Origin of the sequence: Lachnoclostridium sp., assembly GCF_031997925.1 — a bacterium.
Taxonomy (GTDB): Bacteria; Bacillota; Clostridia; order Lachnospirales; family Lachnospiraceae; genus Lachnoclostridium.
In genome coordinates, this window is the sequence record NZ_DAMADT010000001.1 from 45,075 (window position 1) to 57,634 (window position 12,560).

Sequence of the window (12,560 nt, forward strand, 5' to 3'; positions counted from 1 at the left end):
TCTGCTTGCAGAGGTGGTACGTATATTAAGTGCGCCCAGCATGGGCGCACTCCAATCGAAACGTTATATCTGATTGGATTTTTCAAGAATTGATGAAATTATTACATATGTAAATCTAAAAATCCCTCTCGAAGACCTTAACCGAGAGGGATTTTTTATTCTATTATACAATGTCATATTTATCTTTGGATTTTGCAAAACCAGGAATATAAAAAATCTTTTTATACGGTTTTAAGCAATATAATAATATAATGCCTATAACTCCACAAGAGATTATTTCACCAATACCAACGGTTAACATCATGAAAGGGATGGACATAGCTTCGCCGTAAGCAAAACGTAAAACCCAAGGAATGATTACCGTGTTAGCAATGATTGGTGGAATCGGAACAAGGAACTTATATCTTCGTAAGGAGTAAGAACCGATAGCACCTAGTAAGGTGGCAAGTGTTCCGAAGACAATATCAAGCATATCGCATCCCGCAATAACATTACCAAGCAAACATCCAATCGTAACTCCCGGAATTGCTGCCGGAGTAAAGAATGGAAGGATAGTTAGGGCTTCTGCAAAACGTACTTGAATATAAGAAACGCTGATTGGTTGAAATAGGATAACCAATACAACATAAATAGCCGCAATCATCGCAGAATGCAGCAAGAAATAAAGTGTTTTATCTTTCATAATAATCTCCTTTAGTTTTGTTTTACGTCAGGAAGGTCTCGAACTGACGCTGTAAGATTTGGCAAAGCCTTGATTTATAAGGACTTGCGACTTAATTAGTATAACATGAAAATGGGACTTGTCAAGTCTGGTCGTTTGCCGTAATAGCAGGAATCATATAATTCTATGCCCCTTTCAATTGTCATTTCTGCAGGTGATACAACAGTCGCCATTGCATCTAAAGAAACTTTTGACCAAGTTTCCACTCTGTTAAAGTACTCTTTTCTATCGATTCCCATTTCTTCAAATGTAAGTTCCAAAGATAAGGATTCCCTTAATCGAAACAAATGCTCTATCAAATGTTGAGACAGTTCTTTCTTGTTACCTTGATAGCCGAGCCGTGTTGCAAGGGTGGCATAGGATGGTTGTGCGCCGCAAAGTCCCATGGTATAAGGAAGCATCAAGCCGCAGACTGTTCCGTGGGCTTTTGAAAAAGCTGGACCAGGATGATCGTAGGAATGTGCGAGGCCTGTGCAGGAATTAGTAATGGCTACTCCGGCCATGGCGGAAGCAATATGTATCTTCTCCCGAGAGAGAGCTTGAACGTTCGCATTCTGGCAGTTGTTCAGTGAGTCTGAAAGATTTTCTAAGATATCCAGTGATGACTCTAATGCGATGGCTCTTGTCATCACTGAGGCATTTACAGCAGTACTTGCTTCAATAGCATGAGTCAGCGCATCCATGGCTGTTGCTATCCGAATGGAATCGGGGAGAGATTCAGTCAAATCGGCATCCAGTACTGCGTAATGGGGAATCAGATTATTATCCAATAATAATTTCTTTACCTGTGTAAGCGGATCTATAAAGACGGCGACAGAAGTTGTCTCCGAACCAGTACCGCTTGTCGTGGGAACACTGACGTGTACAGCTTTTTTACCCAATTTGGGAAGAGTAAAGGGAATTAGGGCATCTTCAAATTTCATGTCGGGATTCTCATAAAAAAGATGTATCGCCTTTGCCGTATCCAATACACTTCCGCCACCGATTGCCAGTATCATATCGGGTTCAAACGAGCGTACTTCATCCATGCACTTGAAGATATCGTCAATGAAGGGCTCATTTCTGATTTCTGCAAGATACTGGATTTTAGCTCCAGATTCTGCTGCAAGCATCTCAATTTTTTCTTTTAGGTTGTCATTATAACTACGTCCTCCCCGGATAATACCTATTCTCTTTTTACCGAGAGATGTTAAAAATGAAATTGAGCCCCTACCCGTAATAAATTTAGGGGTTGATAATATAGAAAATGTCTGCTGCACTTTTTTGCTCCTTTCACAATAAATATGGCTATACCGTTATCGTAACATCTATTACATATGTCGTCAACATGAGAAAATGTAATAAAAAGAGTAACTGTTATTTGTGAAAAATACATAAAAATAAATAATAAATAAGAAAATAATTGACGCAATTGTCAAATAGTGTTATGCTTTGCCTGTGATGGTTACAAAAGTATTAATGCATTACAAATGTAACGATGAGATCAAATAAATTTCGATATTGAAAGGAGAAAATTTATGGCAAATGTAACACAGAGAATGAACCACATTATACAACCGGACGGAAAGACTTTTATTATGGCAATGGATCACGGAGCTAATTTTAATGTACTTCCTGCAATGAAAGATCCTAAGAATTTAATCAGAGATATCGCTTCTGCAGGCGCAGATGCATTTTTGGCTACAGTGGGCATGGCGGATAAATTTGCAGAATCCTTTTTAGGAAAAGGAATTATTTTAAGAATTGACGGGGGTGTTTCCTTTTTAGGGGATCATTCTAAGGCAATGCAGATTGTTGCAACGGCGGAGGATGCGCTGAGGCTTGGAGCAGATTCCGTTATTACCATGGGATTCCCTGGATCAAAATTTGAAAATGAAGTTTTAAGCAATCTTTCCAGAGTGGTTATGGACTGCCATAAATGGGGCCTTCCAGTAACGGCGGAAGCACTTCCAAGAGGCTTTGAGAAGGCAGAGGATTCGAGGACACCGGAGAATATTACCTTTGCATGCAGGCAAAGTGTAGAACTCGGAGCAGATATCATAAAAACAGAGTATACGGGCGATCAGGATAGCTTCCATAGATTGACGGAGAGTGTATATGCGCCAGTAGTAATTCTTGGAGGATCCAAGAAAGTACCAGAAGAGCAGTTACTGCAGGAAATTAAAAATGCGCTAGAAGCTGGGGCTGCCGGAATTGCAATGGGACGTAATATATGGGGACATGAGAATCCTGCAAGATATGCATCTGCGATTGCAAAACTTATTCATGAGGATTGTAGCGTTGATGCGGCTTTAAAAGAAATTCATAGTAAAACAGTTTAGGAATAGAGAAAGTGAGGAGTTAAAATGAGTACATATAAAGTGGGTGTTCTGACGGACAAGAATAAAGTGGAAATCAGAGAGTTAGAAAAAAAGCAACCGGGTAGAAAGCAGGTATTGGTTAAGGTTGATTCTTGCGCAATTTGTACACTTGAGCAAAGATTTTATACCGGAGTTATGAACCGCTATCCTTTTGCAGGTGGTCATGAAGTCGCCGGCATTGTAGAAGCTGTCGGTGAAGGTGTGAAGTCAGTGGCTTCGGGGGATAAAGTTAGTATACGGCTTTTAACCTCCTGCGGGGAGTGCTATTATTGCCGAAATGGTCATGAAAATCAGTGTGTTTTATCTTTTATTGCCGAGACCCACGAGGGAATTGGAGGTCCAGGAGGACTATCAGAGTATATGATGGTCGAGGCCAAAAATATATATAAAATGGCTGATGACATGAATCTTGAGTATGCTGCCCTTACGGAGCCACTTGCATGCTGTGTTCACAGTATCCAAAACGGTGACGTACAGCTTGGGGATGATGTTGTGGTAATCGGTGTCGGTATCATGGGAGCCCTACATATACAACTCGCTAAGCTACGCGGCGCGCGCGTTATTGCTTGTGAAGTGGATGATGCCAGATTGGAAGTAGCAAAGAAGATGGGAGCGGATATTGTTATTAATTCCAAGAATGAGGATGCTATTTCAAAGGTAAAGGAATTGACGGATGGGCGCGGGGCTGATGTAGTCTTCTGTACAGTGGCAATTCCGGAAATTGGGTCGGATGCGGTTAAAATGACAGGAAAAGTGGGAAGGACTGTATTCTATTCCTCCTTCCATCCTGATAAACCAATCGAGATCAGCCCGAATAAGGTGCATTCCACAGAACAGATTATTACGGGTTCAGTTAATCCTCAGACAAAAGATTTCTTGATATCGTCCAGACTGCTCTCAAACGGAATCATAGACGTATCAGAATTAATCTCTGCAAGAGTGCCATTTGATAAAATTGATGAGGCATTCCAGAAAGCAATCGATCCTTCCACCTACCGTATTATTGTAAAATTCTAATGCTGAGCTGCGGTAATTGCATATAAAAAGGTACTGGCAGAAGGAGAAACGACAAAATAAGAAAGAGATTGATAAAATATCCTAAATTGCATAAAATGTACCTAGCCTAAAGAATTTACTAGAAAAGGGAGGGTATGAACTATGCAAAAACAAAACATGACAGAAGAACTAATCAATGACTACACAAGAATTGCTTACTATTATCATAAGGCAGGCTTTACGCAGGAGGAAATTGCAAAAAAAATGTCCATGTCCAGGCAACGGGTCAACCGTATTCTGGCAGAATGTATTGAACTTGGGATCGTTCAAATCCAGGTTGTTAATATTAATGAAAATTATATGGACATTGAGACAAGCCTAGAGAAGAAGTTTAATTTAAAGGGTGTTTATGTGATTAATAATCTGATTGAGAAGAATATCCATGAGGATTTAGGAATCGCAGCAGGCAGATATATAGGAAAATTTATCAAAGACGGTGATATTATTGGGTTCTCCAGAGGACGTGCAACAGCGGCATTAGTAGAACATATGCCTTTGCTACAGCGGGAAAATCTGACAGTAACACAACTATTGGGAAGTGAAAATAATGATAGGGAAAATATTGCGGTAGATGACATTGTCCATCACTTTGCAGCAAAATTGCAGGCGAAGGCCACAAAGCTCTATGCACCAGTATTAGTTCAGGATAGTGAGCTACAAAAATCCATCATAAAGGAACCATTTTTTAGGGATGCCTATCATGTGGTAAAAAACTGCAATGTTGCAATTGTTGGAATCGGGACATCCAGCAGTCAGGTGGAACATCTCTCACCTCTTTACGCAATTAAAAAGGCGGAACTTGATAATATAACAGGAGAGGTCAGTACACATTTCTTTGATGCATTGGGCAGGCCTGTTGTTCCTACCTTCCGCAACAGAATCATTGCAATCACTTTGGAAGATTACTTAAATATACCGGTCAGGATCGGTATAGCAGGTTTACCAGTTAAGGCGGATGCGATTTATGCTGCATTAAAGGGCGGATACATAAACGTGTTGGTCACAGATCTGGAAACAGCAAAAATTCTGGAGAAGAAATCGTAGTCATGGTTAACAGCTAGTCATAGGAACCCCTTTGTATAGCCCTAATCCATGATGAGTGAATCAGAAAGGAGAAGGCTTAACAAAGGGGTTTATTTGTTATGCCAAAAAATGCTTATGTCAGATAACAATAATCAAAATGGTTCTTTGGGTTTAGTGGCATGCGTCACAATGATAACTGGAGGTATGATAGGAAGTGCCATTTTTTCGCTTTCAGGTCTGACTGTTTATTTAGCAGGCCCATCAGCAATCATATCATGGGTCATAGCAGCGGCGATTATGTTGATCTATGGTCTTGTAGTAGCTGAATTATCTACAATATTCCCGAAATCCGGCGGAGTGTTCGTGTTTCCTTCAAAGGCACTTGGGAAAACTGAAAAATCAGGAAAGTTATGGGGTTGGATCTCAACCTGGGGTTATATTAATGCAAATATCGTAGCAATTGCGTTTGCTGCAATTTATGTAGCGACCTATTTAGGTGTTGGTTTCCCGGTATTTGCAAATATGCAGATTCCGCTGGCTATCGGTGCAATTGCTTTTTGTTTCTTATTGAACATATTGAAGTTCTCCGTTGCCGGATCATTGAACAATATTTTAGTAGGTGCATTGATTATAACAATGTTGATTTTTATCGTAGTGGGTATTTTTGGTGGAAGCTGGGATAGCTCTCTTCTGACACCGTTTTTTTCACAGGGAGCGGCAGGCTCCACAGGGGTTCTTTCCGTGGTACCGACAGCAATGGTGGGCTATGGTTCCATCGTAGCGATTGCTTTTATGGTATCTGAAGTAAAGAATCCGAATAAAAATGTACCAAAATCCATATTTATCGCAATGAGTATTGTAGTGTCCTTATACGTTTTGATCATTCTTTCGACGGTAGGATTGATTACAGCAGGCTTCCTCACAGAAAATCCTGGAATGCGTTTTATTCCACTGTATGCGGCAAGCTTTACAAAATTGAATGCATATCCATGGATTTCTAAAGTAATATCTATCTCAGCGGTACTCGCATTGCTTACGACAATGCTGGTAGTAATAGCTTTGACATCGAGAGCAATTGCTGCTACAGCACAGGGTGGTCTTTTACCAGAAGTAATGGGCAAAAACGGGAAAACAGGAACTCCTATTGTTGCAACTGTTACCGTAGCCATATTAGGTGCTGTTGTATCCTGTTTCCCAAAATTTACGGCGCAGATTGTCAATCTTGGTGCATTATTCGCAGCAATTACCATTAGTATCAATTGTATATCCCTTGTGGTAGCCAGAAGGAAAAATAAATACATTGAAGGAAATTTCAGAGCACCGGGCGGAAATGCCCTCCCAATCATAGCTCTAATTATAATAATAGTTTGTTATATTCCGGAGATTATTAACGGGGGATGGATAATCTGGGGGTATACAATAGGTTGGTACTTGCTAGGACTGCTTATTTATAAATTCTACTCAAGAAAAAAAGCATAATATTACATAGATAATCAGATTGGAGATCATGTGGGTTATTCTTATTAAAATGATCGGAGAGGGTATGGTTATTACAATGGAAAATTTAAATATAATAAAAAAAATGCAGAATACATACGTAGCATTTGGCAGTTTTGAAGGAGTACATAAAGGACATCTTGCAGTAATTGAGGAGCTGGTGAAGAGAGGCAAAAAGGATGGAAGGACGACAGTTGCGGTAAGCTGTTATTCACCTAGCAGGCAGATAGAAATGGGTGTTTTAACAACGGAAGAGGAGAAAGCCTATCTTCTAGAAAAAACCGGACTGGATATTTTGATTTCCTACAATATGGATGAGGCTATAGCAAGTGGAAATATGGTATCATCAACGGAGGAGTTCATCAAAAAAATCATATTGGGAGAGCTGGGTGCCAGATTGATTGTCACAGGTGATCACTATAAGGATATGAATATCCTGGCAGATGCAGTCACTGAGGTAGGGGCAGATATAGCAGTGGTAAAGATGGTAAAGTATGGCGAAGAGGAACTGACATCGGAGCTTGTAAGAAAGAGCTTTATGGAATGCAAGTTTGAAGAGGTCACACAGATGTGTGGACATACTTATATTATGATTGGGGAAGTTGTACATGGAAAGGCACTTGGAAGAACAGTCGGGATGCCAACCGCTAATTTGGGCGTTGCGGGTACCAAGCTGAAACCTCCAAGCGGTGTATATGCTACAAGGACCATTATAGAGGATGAGACATATCAGGGGCTGACTAATATCGGTACGAGACCATCTGTCGACGATCTACCAATTATAACAATTGAAACCTTTTTGCTAGATTTTTCAAAGGATATCTATGGGAAGAAACTGAAAAAGGAAGTGCATTTTTATATTCGAGGAGTACAGAAATTCAATAATCTGGACGAAGTACAGAATCAGGTACAAAAGGATTTGGCGCAGGTAAAGGACTATTTGGGAACGTTGCTATAACAAAGGTAGCAATATAGTTTTTATAATTTATCTTTCTCTATAAAATATAGTAAACTCCACGTTAAGTAGACAAATTTGATCACACCGTTTGTATTGGAATTCTAAACATAACTTCTTTTTGGTATAAAACAGAGTCAGAAAATATGATTGTACTGTCATATTTTCTGACTCTGTTTATTTAAGGTATAAAAATAAATAAAATTACGATCTTATTAGCATTGTTGGTTTTCGTGTATAGATTGGAAAAGCTGTTGAATCTTTTGTCGGTGAGAAACAACTTAAGGGTATAGTTAAGCGGATGCTTTTTTATTTTATGCTAAAGTAGCGTAAGTGGATTGCAAATATCCGCTTTGACAAGAGCTCTGCAGTTTCTTCAAGGCGAAGTGTATTCGTCTAAACAACTTCGCACTTGGATAGAGACCTTAAAAGATAGGGTGGTGTCATCATTAAAGAATAGAAGCTATCTTAAGTTCCTTTTGCTTGGATAAATCAATGAAATGGTTATCTACTTTTACGACAGGCCTGGATAGTTTGGATTTATTAATCATTACGACTTCTCCAACCATGGAATTACTAAGGCGCACGGATGCGTTAATATAACACTGAGCCAGTCCTTCAAGAAAAGGAAGGAGATAGGCAGCATCGTATTTTTGGAATCCTTCTTTTTCAAAATTCTCAACAACCTCAAAAGGGCAAATTTCTTTACGATAAACACGTTTGGCAGTCATTGCATCATATACATCAGCAATCGCTAATATTTTGGCAAAAGGAGAAATGTCTTTGGAGGAAAGTTTATTCGGATAGCCACTACCATCGCAACGCTCGTGGTGCATTAGAATAGCTTCTTTCACACGTGGATCAATTTTCCTATCTTTCACAAGAGCATATCCCATACCTGGGTGCTGATGTACATATTCAAGTTCTTTTTTATTAAGCGCTGTTGGCTTCTGAATAATATCCTTTGGGAGTTTAAGTTTACCAATGTCATGCAATAGTCCAGCAAGCATGAGCTGTTCTGCATCATGTACATTAAAATTTAACCAGGTAGCAAAGGAAAAGCAAATCAGCGCAACATTAAGAGAATGTACATAGATTTGATCATCTAAATCACGAATGCATTGTAACATATCAAAGGTTCTTAAAGAACTTCGGCATTCCTTTAAAAGCTGTTCAACCGAATCTAGTAGTTTAAGTTCATCATATGGTATAGAAGATGTCCCAGTTAGAGATAAAAAAGAATCTTTTAAAGTTAGAATACTATCCATATAAAACTTTTTGAATTTTTTAAATTCTTCGGAATTTTTTAAAGCAGTGATATGTTCTGATGGTTTGGTGGTCTGTTTCTTCACTAAAGTATCTGGTATGTAAACAAAAATCTCTTTAATTGCATGAATTTTTAGTTTCGTTATACTTTTTGTGGTAACCATCGTATTGCGAGAAAGGATACGTTCGTTCCCGCTATTATACACATCCTCCGCAACAATCATTCCAGACACAACTTGAGCTACCGGAATATTTACTACGTTCATAGAAGTTAGGAACCTCCCTAAAATTAATCATACAAAATCTACCACAATTATAAATGCTCTACTAAAAATAAACAATAGTTTTCTGTGTTTTTATATAGAAGTATATACTTTTTAGCACCGTATATGGCATGCTAAAAAATTGTATGCTATAATAAAGGAAATTAAACAAGGATAGAAAGGTGGAAGTATCTTGGATTTTATACATGTTGCAGATATCCATCTCGGTGCTACTCCTGAGTCAGATCGTGGATGGGATATAAATCGAGAGAAGGAAATCTACGATAGTTTTAGGCGTGTAGTAACAGAATGTGAAGAGAAGAAAATTGACTTATTATTAATTTCTGGAGACTTATTTCACAAGCAACCATTGCTTCGAGAGTTAAAGGAAGTAAATTATATATTTTCAAAGTTAACGCATACCAAAGTGGTAATGATCGCGGGTAACCATGATTATATCGGTCCACGCTCGAATTATCATAATTTTAATTGGTGTGACTGTGTGACTATGCTAAGTGGCGGAGAAATGGATAGTATTTATTTTGAGGGAATAAATACGGAGGTCTATGGATTAAGCTATCTAAGCAGAGAGATCTTTGAATCAAAGTATGATGCTATGATACCAGGGGTAGAAGAGCGTATTAATATTTTATTGGCACACGGTGGGAATGAGAATAATATTCCAATAAACTATAAAAAGGTAGATGAGGCTGGTTTTGATTATGTTGCATTAGGCCATTTTCATAAGCCACAATTAATTACGGAGAGGATGGCATATGTTGGTTCTTTGGAACCCCTATCCAAAGGAGAGCCGCTACCGCATGGATATTATTATGGTGAAATAACGAAGGAGAAAGAAAAGACGGAAGAGCGCTATGAATCAAATCTATCCTTAACTTTTGTTCCAATTGCATCTAGAGAATATATGACAAAAGAAATAGAAGTAACGCCAGATATGTTAAGTACTGGGATTGTTGATTTTGCTAGGAATATATTAAGCGAAAATGGAAGTCAAAACTTTTATCAATTCATTCTTGTTGGAAAAACAGATCCCTCCATTCTTTTTGATTTCGAAGATTTTTATCGATTGGGTTACGTAACGGAGGTCTTAAATCATACCCTCCCTGATTATGATTTTGACTCTTTATATGAGGAAAATAAAGATAATCTGATTGGTAGCTATATCCGTCGTATTCGGGAAAGTGATGCAAAGGATGGCCTAGTTAACAAGGCGTTGTATTATGGAATCGAAGCATTACTTAATACAAAGGAAAGGTAGGAGCTTAGGTGATTATTAAAGAATTACACCCTGGGCATTTTGGTAAATTTCATAATGTTAATATGGAACTTACACCTGGGATTAATGTGATATACGGAAAAAATGAAGCAGGAAAATCAACACTTCATGCGTTTGTAAAAGGTATGCTATTTGGTATTGAAAGACTTAGAGGACGGGCAGGAAAAGAGGACCTTTATGTAAAATACCAGCCATGGGATACCCCAGGGGCTTATCAAGGTAGCATGGTACTTACGGTAGATGGAGAGGATTATCGTATTATCCGAAGTTTTTATAAAAAAGAAAGAAGTATTAAGATAATACGAGAAAGTACTGGGAGAGAATTAACCGATGCCGAGCTAGGAGTAAGTGCCATTATTCCAAGTCTTACGGAAAGTATCTATAGAAATACCATTAGTATAGAGCAGTTAAGAGCCAAAACAGAATATGAACTTGCAGAGGAATTAAAAAACTATATTACAAACCTTTCTATGTCAAAAAGCAAGGAGGTTGATGTGAATGGTGCTAATAACTATCTATTAGAAAAGAAAAAGAAATTAGAAAAGCAACTTCCAGACGATAGATTAGCGGCATTAACCAGCGAGTTAAAAGAATTACAAGATACTCTTAAAAAGTTAGACGGTTTAAGTGGAGAGCTTATTGAGTTAAAAAAGAGATCAGAATACTTAGAAAATAAACAGAAAGAATACAATCGCAGTACCAATCAAGAAAAAATGAAAAAGGTTGCGTACTATCCTGCTGTCCTTGAGAAGTTTAAACGTTTTTTGGAGATGGAACAATCGGCTAAAGATGCTGAGGAAAAAGTGGAAAAATTAGGAGAGAAGACAAAAAAACAGGCAAGTGAATTAGATAGCAGTGATACGATTGGAGATCATTTAAAAGAGCTCGGGGAATTACGACAAAAGAAGCAAGGACTCGAAGAGGAACTGAAAGAAAAACGACAAGAAATTGAGCCTCATCTAAAGCAGGGTAGTACATCTGGGCGTGTAATCGGTGTGATTATCGTTGTTCTAGGTTTAGCAATTTCCTCAATTCCGTTTTCTTTTATGCCGATTCTTGTGCGCTGCATTATTGGTATTGCATTTTTGGTAGCTGGAATTTCAAAATATATTATGACAGCTACAAAAGAAGAGAAAAACAAACAAAAGCTGGAGGATATCAAGAAAGAATGTGAACGACAGATATTTTCTCTTCATAGCAGAAGACATGATATTTTATTAAACCATCGTGTTAGCAATGAAAGTCAATTGATGATTAAATATAACGATGTTCTTAAAAACGAAATGGAACGGGAACAAGCATTAGAACGCAAGGTAGAGTATCAAGCTGAAGCAAAGAGGTATCATGAAAAGGCAGACGAGTTAGAGTATGAAATAATCGACTATATGAAGCATTTTCTCGGTAATCCCGAGGCATCGAAAGAATGTATGCAGGAACTTTGGCAGGAGATAGAGGAATTTAAAGAAGAAATTATCAATGAAATGAGTTCCAACGAAGAAGAATATACAAATATTCGGTCTCAGATGGAGCGTATTCGCTGGACATTAGAGTCGAATGCAGAGTGTGAAGTAGAACTTGAACAAAAGCAGACGGAACAGGAAGAGTTATGTGAATTAAGGAAAGGGTTATTAGAGGAGATAGAGGCAATTACCTTAAGTATTCAAACATTAAAAGAACTTTCTACTGATATCCATGATAGTTTTGGTAGTACATTAAATCAGATGCTTTCAGAAATTGTATCTTCTATAAGTCAAGACGAGTATAGTTCAATCATAGTAGATGAGAAGCTAAACGTATCTGTCCTTCACCGTGGACAATATGTTTCCTTAGATAAACTAAGTGCAGGAACAATGGATCAGATTTATCTGGCACTTCGGCTATCGGTCGCATCTCTACTCTTTCCAGAGGAGAATATGCCAATTCTTTTAGACGACACATTTGCTTTATATGATGACGAACGAACCAAAGCAGCATTAAAATTGCTTGCTAAGGAAACGAATCGGCAGGTCATCATCTTTACCTGCCATCGTAGGGAAAAAGAATTGCTTGAGGAGTGCAAGGTTCCTTATCATTATGTTGATTTAAATGAGGAAGGGAAGAGTACCCTCGAGTATGCATAGGA

The 12,560-nt window shown here is 38.3% G+C and carries 10 protein-coding genes; 7 read left to right on the plus strand and 3 right to left on the minus strand.

Annotated features, from left to right (window positions below; all coding sequences use genetic code 11):
* Positions 1 to 163: 163 nt before the first annotated feature.
* The gene (locus tag RTP52_RS00205) at positions 164 to 682 is read right to left on the minus strand and encodes a QueT transporter family protein (RefSeq protein ID WP_312101980.1); all 519 of its coding nucleotides are present in this window, start codon (positions 680 to 682) and stop codon (positions 164 to 166) included.
* 95 nt (positions 683 to 777) lie between these two features.
* Complete coding sequence (locus RTP52_RS00210) at positions 778 to 1,980, minus strand: iron-containing alcohol dehydrogenase (protein WP_312101983.1); 1,203 nt, start codon at positions 1,978 to 1,980, stop codon at positions 778 to 780.
* A 258-nt stretch (positions 1,981 to 2,238) separates the two neighbouring features.
* On the opposite strand from RTP52_RS00210, the gene RTP52_RS00215 reads away from it, so the two are divergent.
* The 5 genes from RTP52_RS00215 (at position 2,239) to RTP52_RS00235 (ending at position 7,615) form a co-directional block, all read left to right on the plus strand.
* The gene (locus RTP52_RS00215) at positions 2,239 to 3,042 is read left to right on the plus strand and encodes a class I fructose-bisphosphate aldolase (RefSeq protein WP_312101986.1); all 804 of its coding nucleotides are present in this window, start codon (positions 2,239 to 2,241) and stop codon (positions 3,040 to 3,042) included.
* Positions 3,043 to 3,066: 24 nt separating this feature from the next.
* Positions 3,067 to 4,098 carry a zinc-dependent alcohol dehydrogenase gene (locus RTP52_RS00220; RefSeq protein ID WP_312101988.1) on the plus strand — a complete coding sequence of 344 codons (1,032 nt, stop codon included), beginning with the start codon at positions 3,067 to 3,069 and terminating at the stop codon, positions 4,096 to 4,098.
* A gap of 141 nt (positions 4,099 to 4,239) precedes the next feature.
* Entirely contained in the window at positions 4,240 to 5,181 is a 942-nt protein-coding gene (locus RTP52_RS00225; protein ID WP_312101990.1) for a sugar-binding transcriptional regulator, read from the plus strand.
* A 93-nt stretch (positions 5,182 to 5,274) separates the two neighbouring features.
* Complete coding sequence (locus tag RTP52_RS00230; protein WP_312101992.1) at positions 5,275 to 6,639, plus strand: APC family permease; 1,365 nt, start codon at positions 5,275 to 5,277, stop codon at positions 6,637 to 6,639.
* 64 nt (positions 6,640 to 6,703) lie between these two features.
* The gene (locus tag RTP52_RS00235) at positions 6,704 to 7,615 is read left to right on the plus strand and encodes a riboflavin kinase (RefSeq protein ID WP_312101994.1); all 912 of its coding nucleotides are present in this window, start codon (positions 6,704 to 6,706) and stop codon (positions 7,613 to 7,615) included.
* A gap of 446 nt (positions 7,616 to 8,061) precedes the next feature.
* Here the strand turns inward: RTP52_RS00235 and RTP52_RS00240 are convergent, their stop codons facing one another.
* A complete protein-coding gene (locus RTP52_RS00240) occupies positions 8,062 to 9,144 on the minus strand; it encodes an HD-GYP domain-containing protein (protein WP_312101996.1) in 1,083 nt (360 codons plus the stop codon).
* Between the two features lie 190 nt (positions 9,145 to 9,334).
* Here RTP52_RS00240 and RTP52_RS00245 point away from each other — a divergent pair, with 190 nt between their 5' ends.
* Both RTP52_RS00245 and RTP52_RS00250 read left to right on the plus strand, forming a co-directional pair.
* Positions 9,335 to 10,420, plus strand: coding sequence for a metallophosphoesterase family protein (locus tag RTP52_RS00245; protein WP_312101998.1), 1,086 nt, complete (start codon positions 9,335 to 9,337; stop codon positions 10,418 to 10,420).
* An 8-nt stretch (positions 10,421 to 10,428) separates the two neighbouring features.
* Entirely contained in the window at positions 10,429 to 12,558 is a 2,130-nt protein-coding gene (locus tag RTP52_RS00250) for an ATP-binding protein (protein WP_312102000.1), read from the plus strand.
* Positions 12,559 to 12,560 lie beyond the last annotated feature (2 nt).